This is a genomic window from Microbacterium sp. SA39, from assembly GCF_000967865.1.
Classification (GTDB): domain Bacteria; phylum Actinomycetota; class Actinomycetes; order Actinomycetales; family Microbacteriaceae; genus Microbacterium.
Genome location: NZ_JXRU01000037.1, coordinates 33,309 through 54,388, shown reverse-complemented (window position 1 = coordinate 54,388; position 21,080 = coordinate 33,309). Strand labels below are relative to the sequence as shown.

15 protein-coding genes are annotated in these 21,080 nt (G+C 68.1%); 10 read left to right on the top strand and 5 right to left on the bottom strand.

What is annotated here, in order from left to right; all coding sequences use genetic code 11:
• Window positions 1-20: 20 nt before the first annotated feature.
• Genes RS85_RS13740 through RS85_RS13730 form a run of 3 tightly spaced genes read right to left on the bottom strand, consistent with a single transcriptional unit; the run spans window position 21 to window position 3,192 of the window.
• Window positions 21-1,085 (bottom strand): Gfo/Idh/MocA family protein, encoded by a 1,065-nt coding sequence (locus RS85_RS13740; protein WP_160298630.1) that lies wholly within the window; start codon window positions 1,083-1,085, stop codon window positions 21-23.
• On the bottom strand, window positions 1,082-2,038 hold the full coding sequence (locus RS85_RS13735; RefSeq protein ID WP_046014032.1) for an MBL fold metallo-hydrolase: 957 nt from the start codon (window positions 2,036-2,038) through the stop codon (window positions 1,082-1,084). Before RS85_RS13735 ends, RS85_RS13740 begins: the two co-directional genes overlap by 4 nt.
• Complete coding sequence (locus RS85_RS13730) at window positions 2,038-3,192, bottom strand: mandelate racemase/muconate lactonizing enzyme family protein (protein WP_046014031.1); 1,155 nt, start codon at window positions 3,190-3,192, stop codon at window positions 2,038-2,040. The genes RS85_RS13735 and RS85_RS13730 overlap by 1 nt, the downstream gene beginning before the upstream one ends.
• 111 nt (window positions 3,193-3,303) lie before the next feature.
• Between RS85_RS13730 and RS85_RS13725 the strand changes: the two genes are divergently transcribed.
• From RS85_RS13725 to RS85_RS13685, 9 genes are all read left to right on the top strand, one after another.
• A complete protein-coding gene (locus RS85_RS13725; protein WP_046014030.1) occupies window positions 3,304-4,050 on the top strand; it encodes a FadR/GntR family transcriptional regulator in 747 nt (248 codons plus the stop codon).
• An 88-nt stretch (window positions 4,051-4,138) separates the two neighbouring features.
• Window positions 4,139-5,128, top strand: a complete 990-nt coding sequence (locus RS85_RS13720; RefSeq protein WP_052703571.1) for a type IV toxin-antitoxin system AbiEi family antitoxin — start codon at window positions 4,139-4,141, stop codon at window positions 5,126-5,128.
• Window positions 5,125-5,949, top strand: coding sequence for a hypothetical protein (locus RS85_RS19075; RefSeq protein ID WP_052703570.1), 825 nt, complete (start codon window positions 5,125-5,127; stop codon window positions 5,947-5,949). Before RS85_RS13720 ends, RS85_RS19075 begins: the two co-directional genes overlap by 4 nt.
• Before the next feature lie 139 nt (window positions 5,950-6,088).
• Window positions 6,089-7,351 carry an ABC transporter substrate-binding protein gene (locus RS85_RS13710; RefSeq protein ID WP_046014029.1) on the top strand — a complete coding sequence of 421 codons (1,263 nt, stop codon included), beginning with the start codon at window positions 6,089-6,091 and terminating at the stop codon, window positions 7,349-7,351.
• A gap of 4 nt (window positions 7,352-7,355) precedes the next feature.
• On the top strand, window positions 7,356-8,330 hold the full coding sequence (locus RS85_RS13705) for a carbohydrate ABC transporter permease (protein ID WP_200894841.1): 975 nt from the start codon (window positions 7,356-7,358) through the stop codon (window positions 8,328-8,330).
• Entirely contained in the window at window positions 8,330-9,157 is an 828-nt protein-coding gene (locus RS85_RS13700) for a carbohydrate ABC transporter permease (RefSeq protein WP_046014201.1), read from the top strand. Before RS85_RS13705 ends, RS85_RS13700 begins: the two co-directional genes overlap by 1 nt.
• Before the next feature lie 4 nt (window positions 9,158-9,161).
• Window positions 9,162-11,306: a right-handed parallel beta-helix repeat-containing protein gene (locus RS85_RS19070; protein ID WP_052703569.1), complete on the top strand. Its 2,145-nt coding sequence runs from the start codon at window positions 9,162-9,164 to the stop codon at window positions 11,304-11,306.
• Window positions 11,307-11,357: 51 nt separating this feature from the next.
• Window positions 11,358-13,508 (top strand): intein-containing Rv2578c family radical SAM protein, encoded by a 2,151-nt coding sequence (locus RS85_RS19540; protein ID WP_052703568.1) that lies wholly within the window; start codon window positions 11,358-11,360, stop codon window positions 13,506-13,508.
• A 37-nt stretch (window positions 13,509-13,545) separates the two neighbouring features.
• A complete protein-coding gene (locus RS85_RS13685; protein ID WP_046014028.1) occupies window positions 13,546-14,085 on the top strand; it encodes a YaeQ family protein in 540 nt (179 codons plus the stop codon).
• Window positions 14,086-14,337: 252 nt separating this feature from the next.
• On the opposite strand, the gene RS85_RS13680 is transcribed toward RS85_RS13685, so the two are convergent.
• Entirely contained in the window at window positions 14,338-16,617 is a 2,280-nt protein-coding gene (locus RS85_RS13680; protein ID WP_046014027.1) for a DEAD/DEAH box helicase, read from the bottom strand.
• A gap of 269 nt (window positions 16,618-16,886) precedes the next feature.
• Here RS85_RS13680 and RS85_RS13675 point away from each other — a divergent pair, with 269 nt between their 5' ends.
• Window positions 16,887-17,783: an aldose 1-epimerase family protein gene (locus tag RS85_RS13675; protein ID WP_046014026.1), complete on the top strand. Its 897-nt coding sequence runs from the start codon at window positions 16,887-16,889 to the stop codon at window positions 17,781-17,783.
• A 121-nt stretch (window positions 17,784-17,904) separates the two neighbouring features.
• On the opposite strand, the gene RS85_RS13670 is transcribed toward RS85_RS13675, so the two are convergent.
• Window positions 17,905-21,072, bottom strand: coding sequence for an efflux RND transporter permease subunit (locus tag RS85_RS13670; protein ID WP_046014025.1), 3,168 nt, complete (start codon window positions 21,070-21,072; stop codon window positions 17,905-17,907).
• Window positions 21,073-21,080 lie beyond the last annotated feature (8 nt).

Sequence of the window (21,080 nt, the reverse complement as noted above, 5' to 3'; positions counted from 1 at the left end):
CTACCTCGGTGCGTGGATGTTCAGACAGGGGTGTCGACGCCGCCGGCGGCGGACGACCGCAGCAGCGCGTCGATGAGTTCGACCGAGCGGGCGGCGACCGTGACGTCGGAGTTGTTCTCGTGGCTCTGGCCGGTGATCAGCTCGATGAAGCGGGCAGGCGGCTCGAGGCACTCGTACTCACCCTCGCCCTCCGCGATCGCCACCTCCTCGCGGCGGCCGTCGTAGCGGCTGAGCGTGACCCGCTCGCGCTCGACGTCGATCATCAACACGCCCTCGGTGCCGAACAGGCGGATGTCGACCTGGTACTTGTCGCCGTCGGCGAGCGTGGCCGCTCCGGACAGCGAGCCGACCGCGCCGTTGTCGAAGCGGATGACACCGGCGTCGAACAGGTCGACGGGCGCCCCGGCGGAGATCACGCGGCCGGCGACGGATGCCGCGCGCAGCCCGGTGAGCCAGAACAGCAGCGCCGAGGAGTGCGTGATCTGTCCGTGGGCGTAGCCGCCGCCCTTCTCCGGACTCGACCAGGTGCGGGGGTCCGGGGCGGTGTCGGAGTTCCAGCGCTCCAGCATGTGCGACGGGTCGGTGCCGAACAGCCCGCGCGTCGGCGAGGCCATGTGGCACATGGCGTACTGGATCTCGCCGATCGCCCCGCTCTCGAGCATCCGCTTGGCGGCGACGGTGAACGGCTTGTAGTTCCAGCCGTACGGCACGAGGAAGACGGTTCCCGCCTGTTCGGCCCGCGCGGCGAGGTCCCACGCCTCGGCGGCGTGCAGGGTCATCGGCTTCTCGCACAGCACGTGCAGTCCGCGTGCGAGCGCCTCGGCGGCGAGCGGGTGATGCAGGTCGTGCGGAGTCGAGATCACCACCGCGTCGATGTCGGCATCCAGCAACTCGGTCGCATCCTCCGTTGCGAAGCCGAAGCCGAACTTCGCGCGCACGGCCTCGAGACCCTCGCCCTTCCCGCAGACGCCGACGAGCTCGACGTCGTCACGCGCCGCGAAGAGCGGGAAGTGGTTGCTCGTGGCCCACCAGCCGGCGCCGATCGCGCCGAGGCGCACCTTCGTCGCCACGTCGGGGACGGTCACGCGAGCCACCGCCAGGTGCGGATGCCGTCTCTCTCGCCCTCGACGACCCGCCCCTGCGCGACGAGCCGCTCGAGGTTCCCGGTCATCGGGAAGATCAGGTAGTCGGCGGCGGCCGCAGGCCACGGGCCCAGATCGGCCGCCGCACGACGGATGAGATCGAGCGAGGTGTGCTCCTCCCCCGAGGCGAGCACCTCCTCGATCACGCGGTCGACCCGCTCGATGTACGCGAGCGAGCCGTCGAGGAAGGCCGTGACGGGCGCTCCCTCGTACACGGGGTAGTGGGCGGTCAGCAGCAGGTCGGCGTCGAGCGCGCGCAGACGACGGATGCTGTCGGCATACGCGACCGTGTCCCGGTAGGTCGGCGGGAAGGCCGGGCGCCCGTCGGCGGTCGGCACGGTCTCGCCCAGCACGGCGTCGGAGATGAGGAGCGCGCGGTTCTCGGCATCCCATAGCGCGAGGTGACCCGGCGAATGCCCGGGGACCGACAGCACCTCGATCGTGCGGTCGCCGAGATCGAACGTCTCGCCGCCGTCGAGGGCGCGGCCCACCGGCACGAGACCTGTCGATCGGCGCACCTCGGCGGTGGTCTCGGGCGGGTCGTCGAACCGGTCCAGGGCCGCGAACTCGCCGTAGCGAGCGGAGATGAGCAGCTCGACGTCTTCGGTCATCGCCACGTCCGCGCGACCGGCGAGGAACTCGGCGTGCGGCGCGGCGGCGGCGAGCGCGAAGTTCCCGCCGGTGTGGTCGAAGTCGCAGTGCGAACTGATCACCCAGCGGAGGTCGGCGAGGTCGAAGCCGATATCAGTGAGGTACGGCAGCAGGGTGCCCGGAACCGAATCGGCGACCCCGGTGTCGAACAGCAGCGCGCCGTCGGGACCGGTGAGCAGGTACATCGCGATGAAGCGCTCGCCGAGCGGCGCCTGGACGCGATGGATGCCGGGGCGGAGCTGCATCACTCGCCCCAGGCGCCGTTGTCGACGAGTCGGAGGCCCGCCCGCGGCGAGCGCACGTGCGGACCGGCGGGCTCCTGCCAGTCGGCGTCGCTGCGGGCTCGGAGGATCGCGGCCTCGTCGACCTGGATGCCGACACCGGGCCGGTCGCCCAGCACGATGCCGCCGCTCTCGAACTCCTGGTCGAGCGTGAGCCCGAACGGAGAGCCGAGATCCTGCACCTCGGCGGAGAGATGGTTCGGCACGGCCGCGGCCGCGGCGGTGACCGCGTGGTTCGCCGTGAGGCCGACCGGGCTGACCGGCAGGTCGCGGCTGTGCGCGGTGACCGCGACGCGGAGGAAGTGCGTGATGCCCCAGACCGCGCCGGCCTGCACGATGTCGGCCCCGCCGGCGTCGAGGAGCGGCCGGTACTGCTCGAGGCCGGTGAGGTTCTCCCCTGTCGCGACCGAGGCCTTGATGGCCGCGCTGAGGCGGGCGTGACCTGCGGCGTCCCACCGACGGAGAGGCTCCTCGACCCAGGTGAGGTCGAGGTGCTCCTCGAGAGCGCTGACGTGACGTACGGCCTGCTTGAGGTTCCATGACTCGTTCGCGTCGAGCATGAGCGCGGGCGGTGCGCCGTTCGCTGTCAGGAGATCGGTGAGGATGCCGAAACGTCGGAGGTCGGCTTCGACGTTGCGACCGCCCTTGAGCTTGGCGGCGGTGTACCCGCGGTCGGCGAAGCGCCGATAGAGGTCGGCGAGCTGCTCGTCGGTCAGGGCCGCGTCGAGTCCCGAGGCGTATCCGGGCACGAAACGGTCGCCCGCGCCGAGCAGACGCCACAGCGGTTCTCCGGCGAGCTTGGCCTTGATGTCCCAGAGGGCGGTGTCGAACGCGCCGATGCCGCCGAAGGTGGCGCCGCCGTGCGACGACTTGAACACCCGCGCGAGCATCGCGTCGTAGAGCGTGGTCACGGCGCGGGGATCCTGTCCCTCGATCGCGGGGAACAGGCGGTCGAGGTCGGCGTGCGACCCCATGCCGACTCCTTCGACGCCCTCGTCCGTCTCGAGGATCACCAGCGGGACGTCGGTGACGCCGGATGCGATGAATCCGTTGACGTCGCCGACGGGCCGTCCCCAGTCGTGGACGGTGCGCAGCGTGCGGAAGCCGGTGATCTTCATGTCGCCCTTGAGTGTGAGAGATCGAGCAGTAGCAAACACCATACATCATATGTCTGGGGTTTCGCGAGTGTCCGGTGTCCAGCGGGCAGCCGGATCAATAGAGTGTCTGGCATGACTCTGCCCGCAGATCCCGCCACCGCCGCGCGCGCACGCACCCCGATCGACCGCATCGGCGCGACCGTGCTGAAGGAGCTCGTGCAGTCGATCGTCACCGGCGAGTTCGGGCCCGGCGACCTGCTGCCCCCGGAGAGCGTCATCAGCGTGCAGTTCGGCGTCAGCCGCACAGTGATCCGCGAGACCATGAAGCGCTTGCAGGAGAAGGGCATGGTGACCGTCGCCCAGGGCCGCGGCACGCACGTGAATCCCTCGACGAGCTGGAACGTGCTCGACCCGCTGGTGCTCTCCACCATGATCACGAACGACTCGACGCTCGGCGTGCTCGACGATCTGAGCGTGGTCCGCGGCGCGCTCGAAGCGGCGATGGCGGCCGCCGCTGCGACCACGGTCGACGACGAGGCGCGCGCACGACTCCGAGAGGACCTCGCCGCGATGGCCGAGTGCGTCGACGACTCCGCCGCCTTCCGCGAGGCCGACCTGCGTTTCCACCGGTCCGTCATGGAACTCGCCGACAACGCGCTTGCGGAGAACATCGCCCGCGTGCTGATCGCACACGCGGTCGGTAGCGATCGCTTCACCGGCGTCGACCCCGCGCACGCGTTCGAACTCACCCTCGCCGAGCACGAGAAGATCGTCGAGACGATCTCCGCCGGCGATGCCGAGGGCGCGCGCATCGCGATGAGCGCACACATCCTCGGGTCGTGGTCGCGTCGTCGGCTGCCCTCCGAGAAGCGCTCCTGAACGACGACGCACCGGGACGCCCCACTGTTCACTCTTACGTGATTTTCATTTAAAATGAACACGGAGATAAAACGAACCAGGAGTTCGCATGAACGAGAGTCTCGCACAGAGCCTGGCGGACCGCTTCGATGAGCTGGGGCTCCGCATCATCGAGCCGCTCGACCTCGCCGAACTTCCCACCCGGGAGACTGTCGCTGCCACCCTCGCCCACGGCGACTCTCGAGCGGCGTATCACGTTGCACACGCGGATCCCCTGACGGTCTCGTCCAACGACTGGGTGCAACCGCACCACGAAAGGTCGGAGCGGCTCCTCCTCGTGGGCCCACGCGTGACCGAGCGAAGCGCCGCGATGTTCCGACAATTGGGCATCGACTACATCGATACGGCAGGCAATGCGCTCATCGATTTCCCCGGCGTGCACATCGATGTGCGGGGAAGACGCAGTGTGCAGGGCGCGAAGGCGGACAGCCCGCGCATGACCCGAGGGGGCGTGAACCTGTTCAGCCGCAAGAGGGCGCAGGTGATCTTCGCACTTCTCTCGTGGCCGGAGCTGCTGTCGATGCCCGTCCGTCAGCTCGCAACAGCGGCCGGCGCGTCACTGGGCCAGACCCAGGAGACGCTCGAACTGCTCACCCAGTACAGCTATCTGGACGATCGCAGGGAACTGACTCCACTTCTGCATGACCGACTCATCGATCAGTGGACGATCTCGTTCCCTTCGGGGCTCGGGTCCGCTGCGAACACAGGACGCTTCTCCGGCGAATGGCGAAACCTCGATGCGAAGGATTCAGCGATCTACGTCGGCGGCGAGGCCGCCGTCCCCGACCTCCTCCGCCCTGAGACGGCGACTCTCTACACCGTCGAGTATCCGACGGAGTTCATTCGTGCGCGCCGGTGGCGTCGCGACGATGACCACCCGAACATCTTCCTCCGACACCGCTTCTGGAGATCAGAGGGCGACGAGACACAGCCAGGCATTCACCCCGCGCCATGGCTGCTCGTGTACGCGGATCTGATCGCGTCGAACGATGCCCGCCAGCGCGAAGCGGCCCAGCAACTCCGCGAGCGCCACCGATGATCGATCTGACGCAGGTGGACGTGGGTCTGTACGACACGATCACGCCCGTGATCGTCGACCTCGCCGCGGAGACAGGCGCCGATCCTTCGCAGATCATGCTCGTCGGAGCCGCATGCCGCGACATCCTGCACGCCGCATTCGGACACGCTTTCGAAGCCCGAGCGACGACAGACATCGACCTCGGCATCGCTGTCAGCGATTGGGGGATATCGACCCGGATCGACGAGCGTTACCGGCAGATCGGGAGCAACGGCATCCGCTACCGTATCGCCGAGACCCCCGTAGACATCATGCCCTTCGGCGATGTCGAAGACCCCGAAGGCATCACTCACCCCGCCGCGCGCGGCCAGGACCTCGTCGTCTTCGGCTTCCGTGACGTATACGACCGCTCCCTGCCTCTGATGTTGCCCACAGGTCACGAGATCCGTATCCCTCAACCAGCCGGTTACGCGGCACTGAAGATGCGATCGTGGATCGACCGCTCCGTGCAGTACTACGGGCACGACAGGGATGCCAAGGATCTCGCGCTTGCGGCGTTCTGGTACCAGACCGCCGCAGAGATCTCGGAGCGGCTCTACGACACGGATGAGGGGTTCGCTCTCCTGTCCGAGTTGGGGATGGACGTCGAAGCCGCATCGACCCGACTGCTCGGCGAAGACGCCCTCTCGCAGCTGTCCGCTGCCAACCGCGGCGACCTGGCTCGACGCTGGGCCGAGCGGGATATGGAGAGCCTGGCGCGGGATTTTCTCCTCCCGGCCGGCGGCCCGCGATCGCCGAGCCTGGAACGGCGTCGAGCACTCGTCGCTCAGCTGGGTCGGTGACTGATCCCTTCATCACGGTCGAACATCAGTCATGTGACCTTTGCTTGCCCGTTTTCGTAAGACGTAGTATGTTTCCCTTCAGAGACCTGCACCCTCAGGTCCTGCAGCAACTTCTTCATCAACGTCGAGAGGATCCGCAATGAAGCGAAGGATCGCCATCCCCGCCGCCATCAGTGTGGCGGCACTGGCACTCACCGGCTGTGGAGGTGCATCGCCGAGCGGCTCGTCCGAAGGCTCGGGCACCGACGACAAGCTCGTCATCTGGAACTGGGGCGACGCCGACGAGGCCGCAGCCGCCTACACGGAAGACGTCAAGGCCGCGTTCGCGGAGAAGCACCCCGACGTCGAGGTCGAGATCGTCAACCAGCCGTTCGACCAGTACTACACGCTGCTCGGCAGCGCGGTCGAAGCCGGCACCGGCCCCGACCTCGCGCTCTTCAACGGCGGCACGCAGCTCAAGAGCCGCGCCGACACCCTCGTGCCCCTGACCGACGAGCTCGCCGACCTCGAGGACACTCTTGCCGGCTGGCCCGCCTTCCAGGCCGACGGGGAGACGTACTCCGCGCCGATGTTCCTGCAGGGCTTCCCGATCTACTACAACAAGGCGCTCTTCACCGCCGCCGGTCTCGACGCGGACACCCCGCCCGCGACCTGGGACGAGTTGGCCGCGGCCTGCACCGCGATCACCGAGAAGACCGAGGCCTCCTGCTTCGCCCTCGGGAACAAGGAGGGGCTCGGCATCGAGTTCTTCCTCTCCGGCTTCGCCTCGGGTATCTTCACGCCGGAGGAGTACGACGCCTGGATCGACGGCGAGCGCGACTGGACCAGCGAGCACGCCGTGCAGGCGCTGCAGCTGTGGGCAGATACCGCAGCCGACGGCTGGTACAACGAGGGTGCGAACTCCACCGCGATGTTCAACGACTCCTTCGACCTCTTCTCCGGCGGTAAGTCGGCGATGGTCGTGGGCCTCATGAGCGGCACCGCGCACTGGAAGCAGTTCGACGAGTTCCTCGGTGAGGACCTCGGGTTCATGATGCCGGTCAGCACGAACGACGGCACGACCCTGGCGCTTCCCGCGGAGGGCGGCATCGGCTACGGCGTGCTCAACGAGGACAAGAAGGAACTCGGCGTGGACTGGATCAAGGCCACGGTCGACCACGACGCCCTCGCCGCCTACTCGCTCGCGGGTGGCCAGATCACCTCCGACACGACGATCGAGTTGGACACCGACATCTCGTCGGCGAACGACATCGTCAGCGAGCTGTCCGGCAGCAAGCCGCTGCTCCACACGGCGCTCGAAGCCGACACGCTCGACCTGCTGCACCGCCTCGGACAGCAGCTGCTCGGCGGCGAGGTCACCGTCCAGGACGCGGCAGCCCAGCTGGCAGCGTCGGAGGGCTGATCCCTTGTCGACCGACACCACCTCGACCCGGAGCCTTGTTCTCGAGAACAAGGCTCCGGGCCGCGGCCGCACCGCCCGCCGCGTCCGCGCCGACCTCGGCGTTCCGCTGCGGAAGAAGCCGTGGACGTCCGAGCGCATCGCGCCCTACCTCATGGTGCTGCCGGTCATCCTCATCCTCGTCGCCTTCCGGCTCTACCCGCTGCTGCTCGGCGTGAACTACTCGTTCACCGGCGACCGGGAGCTCAACGGGCAGTTCGTCGGACTGGACAACTACTTCACCCTCCTCGGCGACGCCCGCTTCCAGGCATCCGCCCGCAACGTGCTGGTCGTGCTGCTCTTCGTGCCGATCGAGGTCTTCGTCGCCGGCATCCTGGCGACGTTCGTCTTCCTCAAGATCCCCGGTCACCGCTTCTACCGCAGCGTGTACTTCCTACCGGTGGTGCTGTCGCCGATCATCATCGGCGCGATCTTCAACATCCTGCTCGCCGCCAACGGGCCGATCAACAACGCGCTCGGCGCGGTCAACATCCCCGGAGTCGACTGGCTGGGCCTGCCGAACACCGCACTGCCCTCCGTGCTCGTCGTGCACATCTGGGCGACGTTCGGCATGGCCTTCACCATCTTCCTCGCCGGCTTCGCAACCCTCGACGCCGAGCTGCTCGACGCGGCCAAGATCGACGGCGCGAACCTCTGGCAGCAGATCGTGCATGTCATCATCCCCAGCCTCAGCCAGACCATCCAGTTCGTCTTCGTCACCACCACGATCGGCATGCTCACCGGCCTCTTCGGCCTCCTGTACACGATGACCGCCGGCGGCCCCGGAGCTGCGAGCTACCTGCCGGAGTTCCTCATCTGGAAGCTCAACGGCGAAGCCCGCCCGGCGCTCGCCTCGGCGGCATCCGTCTTCCTGCTGCTGATCGTGCTGGTGATCGGCCTGATCCAGATCCGCGTGCTCCGCCGCGCCACGAAGGAGGCATGATGCGCCGGGAACGCCTGGGCAGGTGGCTCATCGCCATCCCCATGATGCTGCTGGCTCTGGCCACCATCGCGCCGATGCTCTACGGCCTGAACATCTCGCTCAAGACGCGCAAGGACTATGTGCTCGACCGCCTGGGCGTCACCCAGACGTTCAACGTGCAGAACTTCATCGACGCGTGGACCAACGCCGACATGGGCCGCTACTTCGCGAACACGATCATCGTGACCGTGTTCTCGGTCGCGATCCTGCTGGTGCTCGCCTCGATGTGCGGGTACGCGCTCAGCCACCTCACGTTCCGCGGGAGCAAGATCGCGTTCCTCATCATCCTGGCGATGATGATGATCCCGTTCCAGGTGATCATGGTCCCCACCATCAAGGTGCTCAGCGACATGGGACTGATCAACACGTTCCCGGGGCTGATCATCGCGTACGTCGCGCAGTTCCTCCCCTTCACGGTGTTCTTCATGACGTCGTACTACTCCGGCATCCCGAGGGAACTCACCGAGGCAGCCCGCGTCGACGGCAGCGGACTGTTCGGCGTGTGGTGGCGGATCATGGTGCCGGTGGGCAAGCCCGCTCTGATCTCGATGGGCATCCTGAATGCGCTGTTCGTGTGGAACGACATCCTCATCGCGCTGCTGATCATGCAGTCGCCGCAGAACCGCACCGTCATGGTCGGCGTGAGCGCGCTGCGCGGCCAGTACCCCGACAACGTGCCGACGTACATCGCCGGCGTTCTCCTCGCGGTGGCGCCGATCATCGTCGTGTACCTGATCTTCCAGCGGCAGATCTCCGCCGGAGTCACCGCCGGCGCCACGAAGGGCTGAGCGCATGAGCACGGACCGGATCGAGGTGTACGCCGCCCCGAACGGATCGCCGTACGCCGACGGATCGCACGGCTATCCGGCGAACGACCTCGCACACGCGCTCGAACTCGTGCGGAAGCGGCGCGAGCCCGGGCAGCGCGCCGTGATCTGGATGGCCGGGGGCGAGTACGCGCACACCCCACCGGTGTCGTTCACGGCGGCCGATTCGTTCACGTCAGTGGTCGCCGCAGACCCCTCGAACCCTCCCATGCTCCGCGGATCCGTGCGCCTGACGGGCTGGCGGCCGGTCTCGGTCAACGGCGTCGAGGCGTTCGCCGCACCCGCTCCGCGTGCGGTCGCACGTCGCCTGTACGTCGACGGTGTCGCGGCATCCCGCCCTCGGTATCCGCGCGATGGCTTCCTGCGCGTCGAGGAGCAGGCCGGGCTCGACCCCGCCGGCAGCTTCGTCGGCACGCTGTTCGACGGCGCGGCATCCTTCCGCTTCGCCGAGGGCGACATCCCCTCCTTGGCGCAGGAAGGTGCCGTCGAGATCGTGGTGCCGCACTACTGGGTGCAGGAGCGGATGCCGATCACCGCGATCGACCGCGAGAACCGCACGATCACGAGTTCACTGCGCAGCATCTTCGCCCTGCGCGACGATGCCGCCGCCCTCTTCGCGCGGTACTACCTCGACAACGTCGCCGAGAGCTTCGGCGAGGTCGCCGGCGAGTGGTACCTCGATGCGACGGGCCAGCTCGTCGGAGCATCCGGACCGCACGTGCTGTACCTGCCCTCCCCCGGCACCGACATCACCGATCTCGACGTACGGATGCCGGTGGCAGACGCCTTCGTGACCCTCGACGGCACGGCGGAGGCGCCGGTGCGCGAGGTGCGCTTCGAGGGCATCCGGTTCGCGGAGGCGGACTTCGAGGCGGTGCCCGCGGCCGTACCGCCGTTCGGCGTGCGGGAGGATCCGCAGCTACCGGCCGACGGAAGGTATGCGGCCGACGTGCAGGCGGCGAGCACCGTGCCCGCTGCCCTGCGGTTCTCCTTCGCGCGGTCCTGCGCGATCGTCGGCGGCGCGATCGAACGCGTCGGCGGGTATGGCGTGAGCCTCGGCCCCGGCACCCGCGGCGCGCTGATCAGCGGCGTCGAGTTCCGCGATCTCGGCGCGGGGGCTGTGCGCTCCGGGGGCGGGATCGACGCCCTGGCCGCCGACTACAACCGGGCCAACGAGGTGTCGGACTGCCTCATCGAGCGCGGCGGACAGGTCTACCCGAACGCGGTCGCGGTGCTCTTCCAGCACGGCTCGCACAACGTCATCGCGCACAACGAGATCCGCGAATTCCTCTACTCGGGAGTCTCGGTCGGCTGGACGTGGGACTACCTGCACAGCCCGTCCGAGGGCAACCGCATCGAGGGCAACGACATCCACCACCTGGGTGGAGGGCTGCTCAACGACATGGGCGGCGTGTATCTGCTCGGCATCGCCCCGGGAACGGTGATCCGCGGCAATCGCATCCACGACGTGGAGTGCGCGAACTACGGCGGGTGGGGAATCTACCTCGACGAGGGGTCGTCGCACGTGGTGATCGAGCAGAACGTGGTGCACGACGTGTCGAGCCAGGCGTATCACCAGCACTACGGCCGCGAGGTGATCATCCGCGACAACGTCTGGGCCTTCGGCCGCAACGGACAGATCTCGATCACGCGCCCCGAGGATCACGTGTCGTTCACCTTCCACCGCAACATCGTCGTGGGTGACGGGATGCCGGCCTTCGTCGGCTACCCGGACCACCGTGACATCCGGAACTTCGGGATCGACAGCGACCTGAATCTCTTCTGGGATGCTGCGCTGCGGGAAGGGGCCTCGCGGGCGGCGAACGCGGCGAGGGCGACCGGCGCGGACGGGCGCGTCGGTTTCGACATCGTCGAGCGTCTCGACGACGAGTGGGCGCGGCTCGGGCATGACCGGCATTCGGTCACCGCCGATCCGCTGTTCGTGGATGTCGAGGCGCGCGATCTGCGGGTTCGGCCGGGGTCGCCGGCAGAGGAGCTGGGTATCCGCGTGCCCGATGTGCGCGGGGCCGGGCCGCGGCCGCCCGCCGAGCGTCGGCATCCGCTGGCATCGGCGACCCTCGTGGATCCGTTCCTTCCGGCGCAGGGGTAGATATCTTCGAATTCGGCTTGCGTTAACTTCGTCCGCATGTTCGAATGAAGCATGCGCTGGCAGGGACAGAAGCTCGGAGAGACGGATGCCGCGGCACTCCCCGGTCTCGAAGACCGGTCGAGCGTGCTGCGGTCTGTGACGACTCCCGAGTTCGCCGGGATGACCTTCCACGAGGTGCTGTCGAAGTCCGCCCTGAACCATGTTCCGGGCGCTTCGAGGATGCCGTTCGCCTGGACCATCAACCCGTACCGCGGATGCAGTCATGCCTGCGTTTACTGCGTCTCCCCTGACACTCTGATCCTCTGCGCGGATGGGCGACAGCGCCCACTGAAGAACCTCGAGATCGGGGACGAGATCGTCGGCACGGAGAAGGTCGGTGACTACCGGCGCTACGTGCGCACGACCATCCAGGCCAAATGGTCGACTCGCAAGCCGGCGTATCGAGTGGGTCTTGCCGACGGGACCGAGCTCATCGCAAGCGGAGATCACCGCTTCTTGACGGAACGTGGCTGGAAACACGTCGCCGATGCAGAGACCGGTCAACGACCCCATCTCACGACGAACAATCGCCTGATGGGTTTCGGGATCGGGCCCGTCGGCGCGGCGATAGATCAAGAGTCTGTCGCATACCGCCGCGGGTATCTCTCCGGGATGATCCGTGGCGACGGCATGATCTTTCATGGCACCTACCCGAGCGCCACACGCACTCGCGAGATCAACATGTTCCGACTTGCGCTGATCGATGCGGAAGCCTTGGAGAGAACCCGAGAGTATCTCGAGGCCGAGGACGTGTTCACCCGAGTACGGCCCTTCACGGTTGCAAGCGCTACTCGTACTGCCGCCGACGCGATCCATACGGCAGCGCGGGCGAATGTGGAGACGATCGAACAGCTCATCGTGACACCCACGACCCCCGACACGCATTGGTTCGCCGGATTCCTCGGCGGCATCTTCGATGCGGAGGGAAGCTGCTCTCGCGGGGTCCTTCGCATTTCGAACAAGGATGCCGACATCATCCGCCTCATTGAAGACGGCATGCGAACTCTCGGCATCCCGCACATCGTCGAGCCTCCTCGATCCAACGATGTGCGCAACGTGCGGGTGACCGGCGGCCTGCCGAGTCGACAGCGATTCTTCACCCTGACGACGCCCGCGATCACACGAAAGCTCGATGTCGTAGGAACGGCCGTGAAGACGGCATCCGATCTCCGCGTCGTCTCGCTCGAAGCGCTCGGCGAGGTCCAAGATCTCCTCGACATCACGACGGGGACGGGCGACTTCATCGCTAACGGCGTCATCAGTCATAACTGCTTCGCCCGCGGCACCCACGAGTATCTCGACCTCGACGGCGGCGCCGACTTCGACTCGCAGATCGTCGTGAAGGTGAACGTCGTCGAGATCCTCGAGAAAGAGCTACGCAAGGGCAGCTGGCAGCACGAGACCGTCGCGCTCGGCACGAACACCGACCCGTACCAGCGGGCCGAGGGCCGCTACAAGCTGATGCCGGGGATCATCGAGACGCTCGCGGCATCCGGCACGCCGATGTCCATCCTCACGAAGGGCACGCTGATCCGCCGCGACATCCCGCTGCTCGTGAAGGCCGCGGAGCGCGTACCGGTCGACGTGCAGATGTCGATAGCGATGTACGACGACGACCTGCAGAAGACGATCGAGCCAGGGGCGCCGACCACACAGGCGCGACTCGACACCGTGCGGGCGCTGGCCGATGCCGGATTCCGCGTGACCGTGTTCCTGATGCCGATCATGCCGCACATGACCGACTCGGTCGCCGCCATCGACGACGCCCTGGCCCGTATCAAGGCCGCCGGGGCGCGCTCCGTGATCTACGGCGCCCTGCACCTGCGCGCAGGCGTGAAGCCGTGGTTCTTCCAGTGGCTCGGCGAGGCCCGTCCCGACCTCGTCTCGTCGTACCGCGGCCTATACCCGGGCGTCTCTGCCGAGGCACCGAAGGGGTACCGGCAGTGGCTCGCGAAGCGCGCGCGTCCGCTGATCCGGATGCACGGGCTCGACGGCCGACACGAAGACGACTACCCGCAGCGAGGATCCCGTTCCGGCCAAGGCCACGTCGAATCGATCTGGCGACAGGGAGGCGTGCAGCCGACGCAGCGCCCGAGCGCCGCCGTCACGTTCCGTACGACGGGATCGAGCACGGCATCCGCGGCACAGCCGATGCTCTTCTGAACCGGGGCGACCCGGCAGCCGCGTAGGCTCGACAGTTATGGCTACCGGCTCCACGATGCACACGTTCGACGTCCAGCTGGCCGACACGGACAGGGGCGTGTACGAGGACTACGCGCTGCGAGTGGCCCGGCATCCGTCCGAGACCGACGCCTACATGATCACCCGCGTCCTGGCCCACGGGCTCGAGTACGCAGAAGGGATCGCATTCGGCGACGGCATCTCGTCGACCGACGAGCCGGCCGTGATCGTACGCGATATGACCGGGGCGATCATGGCATGGATCGAGATCGGCGCTCCGGACGCCGAGCGGCTGCACTACGGCAGCCGCCTCGCCGAGCGCACGGTCGTCTACACGCACCGCGACCCGGCGAAGGTGATGGCCCCGTGGGTCGGGAAGAAGATCCACCGGTCCGACGCAATTCGCGTGTACAGCTTCGACCCGGGCTTCATCGACACGGCTGCGGCGCTGATCGAGCGTCGCAACACGATCATCCTCACGGTCACCGAGCAGGTGCTCTACCTCGACCTGAACGGCACGAGCCTCACGTCGAGCATCCACGAGCACGAGCTCGGGTAGCCGTTTCGTCTCGTCGCTCCGCTCCTCGCTCAACGACCGAGGCACTACCGGTCGTTGAGCGAGCGAAGCGAGACGAAACGCCAGCCGACCGAGCGCTACCGGTCGTTGAGCGAGCGAAGCGAGACGAAACGCCAGCCGACCGAGGCACTACCGGTCGTTGAGCGAGCGAAGCGAGACGAAACGCCAGCCGACCGAGGCACTACCGGTCGTTGAGCGAGCGAAGCGAGACGAAACGCCAGCCTGTTCGAGACCTCAGCTCGTGAGGGCCGCCGCAGTCGGCATGCGACCGGTGATCTCCTCGATGATGTCGTCGTCGAGACGCGCGTTCTCGAACGGGGCGTCGATCTCGGCCCGGTCGAGCAGCTCGGTCATGCGGCGCTGGCGCTGACGCGTGATCAGCGTGACGACACGGCCCGAGCGTCCGGCGCGACCCGTGCGACCTGACCGGTGCAGGTACGTCTTGTACTCGTCGGGGGCGTCGGCCTGGACGACCAGGTCGATGTCGTCGACGTGGATGCCGCGGGCGGCGACATCCGTCGCGACCAGCACGTTGACCCGGCCCGACGTCAGGCGCTCGAGGTTGCGCGTGCGCTTGGCCTGGTTGAGGTCTCCGTGCAGCGAGACGGCCGGGATGCCGGCATCGTCGAACTGCTCGGCGAGCATGTCCGCGTAGGCGCGGGTGCGGGCGAAAACGAGCGTCTTGCCGGCACGGTCGACGAGCGAGGTGAGGATCTCGGCCTTGTCGCGGTGCTCGATCACGAGCACGCGGTGCTCGATCTGGCTGGAGCCCTGGTCCTCACCGGCGACCTCGAAGACCGCGGGATCGATCAGGAACTCGTCGACGAGAGCAGCGACCTCGCGGTCGAGCGTCGCCGAGAACAGCAGCTTCTGGCTGCCCTCCGCCGTGTGACGGAGGATCCGCTGCACCGGCTCGACGAAGCCGAGCTCGCACATGTGGTCGGCCTCGTCGAGCACCGCGATGCGGCAGTCGGAAAGGTCGAGCTTGCCCTGGTTGATGAGGTCCTCGACACGACCGGGGGTGCCGATCACGATGTCGACGCCCTTCTTCAGCGCGCCGACCTGACGACCCTGCGGCACGCCGCCGTAGATCTGGGTCGTGAAGAGACCGACGCTGCGGGCGATCGGCTGGATCGTGCGGTCGATCTGCAGCGCGAGCTCGCGCGTCGGAGCGAGGATGATCGCGCGCGGCGACCGACCGAACTCGCGACGCTTGCCGGCCTGCGACTGCAGCACGCGCTCGACGAGCGGCGCACCGAAGGCGATGGTCTTGCCGGAGCCGGTACGACCACGGGCGAGCACGTCGCGTCCTTCGAGGACGGCCGGAATGCTGGCCGCCTGGATGGCGAACGGCGATGCGGCGCCCAGCTCGGCGAGCGTGTCGACGATGTTCGAGCCGAGACCGAGGTCGCCGAACGTGACACCGTCGACCTCGACGGCCGCGACGGACTTGGCCTCGAGGCGGTCGTGCACGACGTCTTCACCGGGCGCGAACTTCGCTGCCGGCGACGCGGGACGGCTGGTCGCGTTCCAGTCGTTGCGGCTCGGGCGGTCGTTGCGGGCCGGACGCCCGCGGGTGTCCGAGGTCAGCGGGCGCACCCGCTCGGTGCGGTAGGCGCCACCGGTCGACGGACGGGCGCGGTCGCCACCGCGGGAATCGCGGGCATCCCGGTCGTAGCGGGGACGCTCGGTGCGCTCGGAAGAAACACGGTCGGAGGAGGTGCGGTCATCGCGACGAGGACGCTCGTCGCGCGGCGCGTCGAACGAACGCTGCGTCCGGTCGCGGTCGAAGGCACGGCGGGCGCGATCGGCGTCGTACGAACGCTCCGGGCGCTCGGCGCTCCCACGGTTCGGACGGTCGTAGCCGCGGCCCTGGGGCGCGGCTCCTCGGTCGTCGCGGCTCGGACGGGCGTCGCGGTCGAACCGCTGGCCTCCCCGCTCCTCGCGGTGGTTGCCGGCACCGGTGGGCCGCTGGCCGCGACGGGCGTCGCGCACCGGGCTGGCGCCGTCGCGGTGGTCGTTGTCGCGGAAGCCGCGACGCTCGGTCGATGCTCCGCGGTCGTCGCGGCTGGGACGTGCGTCGCGGTCGAACCGCTGGCCGCCGCGCTCGTCGCGGTACGTGCCGGGGCCGGTGGGGCGCCGTTCGTCGCCGCGGTGGTGCGGAGCCTCACGGCGACCGGACTCGGCGCGGTTGCGGATGCTGCGGGCCTCGTCGCGGCCGGCGCGCTCCTGCGCGTTCCAGCGCTGCTTGGGCGCGCCGGTCTCGGCCTCGCCGGGCCGGTATCCGCGGTGTCCTGCGCTGCGGCTGCCGGGGCGACGGTCGTATCCGCCGGCTGCGGGAGCGGCGCGGCGGTCGCCGGCATCCGTCCGTCCACCGCGATCAGGGCGAGCGCCGTCGCGGGCGCCGTCGCGACCCGTGGTGTGGCGATCGTGGAATGAGGTCTTCTTGGCGCCGTATCGCGGCTCGAAGTTGGCGGCGGGACGGCCGCCCCGGGGCTTCTTGTTCTTGGGCACAGTCTTGTCCTTCTGAGTTCTCGCACGAGAACAGCGCTGCGCGCACGCGCGAGCACCCGAGTGCTTCCTCCTCGAAGGGGAAACAGGGTTCCGGACGATCAGCGGCCGGGGCCATTCATGTGATGGTTGATTTGCGTCGATCGACGCTCACCATCGGCCCCTGGACTCACACTTCTGACACAAAAACGTCCGCGCTCTGCGCGGGTGTCCGAAGCCGACCGAACAAGTCTACAGGTCACGCCTGAGAATCCTCCCCGTACGATGGCGGGGTGAATCACGAATCCCCCACCGGCACGCAGGTGCACCTCCAGTCCGGCGACGTCACGGCCCAGATCGCTCAGGTCGGCGCGTCTCTGCGCTCGCTGCGCGTGGGAGGTGTCGACCTCGTCACGCCGTACCCGCTCGACATACCGACGCCTTCCTGCTCCGGGGTCGTCCTCACCCCGTGGCCGAACCGTGTGCGCGACGGCCTGTGGGACGACGAGGGCACCTCCCGCCAGCTCGCGATCACCGAGCCCAAGTTCCAGAACGCGAGCCACGGCCTGTTGCGGTTCATCGCGTATGAGATCGATCAGACGGATGCCGCCGCGACGCTGCGCGCGACGGTCTTCCCGCAGACGGGGTATCCGTATCTGCTCGAGACCTCGGTGACGTATCTGCTGACCGAGTCCGGAGCCGACGTCGTGCACGTGCTGACCAACCGCTCGGCCGAACCCGCACCGGTCGCGCTCGGCACCCACCCGTTCCTCACCATCGGCGACGTGGACACGCACGACCTCGTCCTGCGCGTGCCGGCGCAGACCGCGCTCGAGACCGATGAGCGGATGCTCCCCACCGGCACCCGTCCGGCCGAGGCTGCTCTGCGCGACGGCATCCGTCTGGGTGACACGACGCTGGACACCGGCTTCACCGACCTCGCGCGCGACGACGACGGGCTCGTCCGCACCACCCTCACCGCGCCCGACGGCCGCCGCCTGACGCTCTGGCAGGGCGAGGGCTTCGACTTCGTGCAGGCGTTCACGACGTCGAAGTATCCGGGGCATGAGCTGGCCGTCGCGATCGAGCCCATGACGGCGCCCGCCGACGCGCTCAACAGCGGCCTCGGCATCCGCCGCCTCGCGCCCGGCGAGTCGTGGACCCTGCGCTGGGGCATCACGCTGGGCTGAGACGCGCCTGGTCTCGGCTCGACCGCGTTCACAATTCAGTCAGAATTCGCGCAACCGGGGCGACATCGGTTGATTCCGCCCCGGCCGCAGAATTCTTGCTGAATTGTGGACGGCTCGTCGCTCAGATGAGTCCGCGGTCGCGCATCTCGCGGCGGGTCAGGTGCGACAGATCCGGCAGGCCGGACGCATCCACCGTCACCGCATCCGCACCCGCGCCTGCCTCGGCATCCGTCCCGCCGCCCTTGCGCGCACGGCGTCGTTCCTTCGCACCCTCGACGAGGTTGTAGAGCGTCGGCAGCACGATCAGCGTCAGTACCGTGGAGGAGATCAGTCCGCCGATCACGACGATCGCGAGGGGCTGCGAGATGAATCCGCCCTGCCCGGTGATGCCGAGCGCCATCGGAGTCAGGGCGAGGATCGTCGCGAGGGCGGTCATCAGGATCGGGCGCAGACGCTTCTCGCCACCGGCCTTCACCGCTTCGACCGTCGACAGTCCCTTCTCCCGGTACTGGTTCACCAGGTCGATGAGCACGATCGCGTTGGTCACCACGATGCCGATGAGCATCAGCACACCGATCAGCGATGCGACGCCGAGCGGCACCCCCGTGATGATCTGCAGCAGGATCGCACCGGTCGCCGCGAACGGCACCGAGACGAGCAGCTCCAGCGGCTGACGCAGCGACTTGAACGTCGCGACCATGACCACGTAGACGATGAGGATCGCGGCGAGCATCGCCAGTCCGAGCTGCGAGAACGAATCCGCCTGCTGCGAGGCGACACCGCCGACCTCGGCGGACGCGCCGTCGGGCAGGTCGGCCGCAGCCAGCGCCGCGGTGACGGATGCCGTGGCCACGGCGAGGTTGTCGGATGCCGGCGGCACCGTGATCGTCGCCGTGCGGCGGCCCTGCTCCGTGGTGATGGAGGTGGGGCCGTTGCGCTCCTCGACGGTCGCGATGTCCTGTAGCTGCACGACGCCGAGCGGGGTCGGGATCGCGAGGGTCCGGAGCGCATCGACCGTGGTCGGCGGCGCTGCGTTCGCGATGTAGATGGTCAGCGCGGTGTCGTCGATCTCGACGGAACCGGCCTGCTGCGGACGCATGGTGGCGGAGACGATGGAGCCGACCGCGACCTCGGAGAGTCCGCGCTGTGCCGCGGCTTCCCGATCGACGACGACGGCGATGTAGGGCAGCGATGCGGCGAGGTTGTCGGTGACCTGACCGACGCCGTCGCGGCCGTCGAGCTCATCGACCACCGACGTCGTCGCAGTCTGCAGGTCGTCGGCGTCGGACGCCGAGACGGTGATCTCGATGTCGCTGGACCCGAAGCCGGCGGATGCCGCGACCGACACGTCGCCGACCTCGTCGCCGAGACCGTCGATCGCTTCCTGCACGTCGGTGCGCAGCTTCTCCTGGTCGGCGTCGCCGTCGGTCAGCACCGAGTAGGTGACGCCTGCGCCCCCGGAGAAGGCGTCGCGCAGGGCCGAGCCGCTCGAGCCGATCGAGGCCTGCACGTGCTCGATGCCGTCGATGCCGAGCAGCGCGTCCTCGACGACCATCGCCGCATCCGACTTGGCCTCGAGGCTCGCGGTCGGGCCGAGGTCCTGGGTCACCGTCATCGTGTTCTGGCCGGAGTCGCCGAGGAAGTTCACCTTCATCAGCGGGGCAGCGGCGAGGGTGCCACCCAGCACCACGAGGGCGAGGACGACGGTGACGACGGAGTGCTTGAGCGTCCAGCCGAGGATCGGCCGGTACCGGCGCTGCAGCCACGTGGGCGGCGCGTCCGGGTGCTCGGGGTCGATGGCCACGCCGTTCTCGTCGAGCAGCGGCTTGCCGGGGCGGAGGAACCAGTAGGCGAGCACTGGCACGATCGTCAGCGAGACGAACAGAGACGCGATCATGGCGATGCCCACGGTCACAGCGAACGGTCGGAACAGTTCGCCGACCATGTCGCCGACGAACACGATCGGGAGGAACACCGCGACGGTCGTGATCGTGGATGCGGTGACCGCCATCGCTACCTCGCGCACGGCGAGCCGGATCGCATCGCCCTTGTCGGCGTCGCCGACGTAGTGGCGTTTGATGTTCTCGATCACGACGATCGAGTCGTCGACCACTCGTCCGATGGCGATGGTGAGGGCACCGAGCGTGAGGATGTTCAGGGAGTATCCGAACGCCTGCAGGCCGATGAAGGTGATCAGCACGGAGGTCGGGATCGAGATCGCGGTCACCAGCGTCGAACGGATCGACAGCAGGAAGACCAGGATCACGAGCACCGCGAAGACGAGTCCGAGCAGGCCCTCGGTCGCGAGGCTCTCGATGGACTGCTCGATGAACGGAGCCTGATCGAAGATGATCGTGAACTCCGCATCCGGGAAGGCGTCACCGATCTCGTTCAGCGCGACGAGCACGCCCTGTGACACCTCGACGGTGTTCGCGGCGGGGAGCTTCGTGATCGAGATGGAGAGCGCGTCCTTGCCGTCGACGCGCGAGATGGAGCTGATCGGATCGGACTCCTGCACGACAGTCGCGACGTCGCCGATGGTCAGCGAGGTGCCGACCAGCGGGAGGGCCGCGAGCTCGTCGACAGTGGTGATCTTGGCGCCCGTCTGCACGGTCAGCGTCTCGCCGTTCTCGGTGATGTCGCCGCCCGGGAAGAGCGTGCCGTTCTGCTGCAGGGCTGACGTGATCGCCTGCGTGCTCTGCCCCTCGGCGGCGAGCGCCGCGACGTCCGGGGTGATGGTGATGCGCTGACCGACACCGCCGATGATCTCGGCCGCGTTGACACCGTCGACGTCCTCGAGCTCGGGGATCGCGACGTTCTGCAGCTCGGCCTGCGCGTTCTCGGCATCCTCGAAGCCGGTGACGGCGACCTGGATCACCGGGAAGTCGTCGATCGACACGGCGAGCACCTGCGGGCTGACGTCTTCGGGCAGCTGACCCGAGATGCGGTTGATCGCCTGCTGGATCTTCTGCTCGGCCGTCGCGAGGTTCGTGCCGTAGGCGAAGGTCGCCTGCACGATCGAGGCGTTCGTCGTGCTGGTGGCCGTCGTGGCCTCGAGGCCGGGAACGCCCTGGATCGCGGATTCGACGGGCGTGGACACGTCGTTCTCGACGACCTCCGGCGATGCGCCGGGGTACGTCGTCATCACCATGAGGTTGGGGAGCTCCAGCGAGGGGATGAGCTCCTGCTTGAGGTTGGTCAGGGCGAGACCGCCGAATACCGCGGCGACGATCGTGATGAGGGCGATGAGCGCCCGGTTCTTCAGACTCAGGACGGCGAGATTCGACACGGGGGGAT

Excerpts from the sequence above, each read along its gene's own strand:
- RS85_RS19540 (WP_052703568.1), top strand. The coding sequence starts at position 11,358 with ATGCGCTGGCAGGGACAGAAGCTCGGAGAGACGGATGCCGCGGCACTC.
- RS85_RS13725 (WP_046014030.1), top strand. The coding sequence starts at position 3,304 with ATGACTCTGCCCGCAGATCCCGCCACCGCCGCGCGCGCACGCACCCCG.
- RS85_RS13720 (WP_052703571.1), top strand. The coding sequence starts at position 4,139 with ATGAACGAGAGTCTCGCACAGAGCCTGGCGGACCGCTTCGATGAGCTG.
- RS85_RS13710 (WP_046014029.1), top strand. The coding sequence starts at position 6,089 with ATGAAGCGAAGGATCGCCATCCCCGCCGCCATCAGTGTGGCGGCACTG.
- RS85_RS13730 (WP_046014031.1), bottom strand. The coding sequence starts at position 3,192 with ATGAAGATCACCGGCTTCCGCACGCTGCGCACCGTCCACGACTGGGGA.
- RS85_RS13735 (WP_046014032.1), bottom strand. The coding sequence starts at position 2,038 with ATGCAGCTCCGCCCCGGCATCCATCGCGTCCAGGCGCCGCTCGGCGAG.
- RS85_RS13685 (WP_046014028.1), top strand. The coding sequence starts at position 13,546 with ATGGCTACCGGCTCCACGATGCACACGTTCGACGTCCAGCTGGCCGAC.
- RS85_RS19070 (WP_052703569.1), top strand. The coding sequence starts at position 9,162 with ATGAGCACGGACCGGATCGAGGTGTACGCCGCCCCGAACGGATCGCCG.
- RS85_RS19075 (WP_052703570.1), top strand. The coding sequence starts at position 5,125 with ATGATCGATCTGACGCAGGTGGACGTGGGTCTGTACGACACGATCACG.
- RS85_RS13700 (WP_046014201.1), top strand. The coding sequence starts at position 8,330 with ATGCGCCGGGAACGCCTGGGCAGGTGGCTCATCGCCATCCCCATGATG.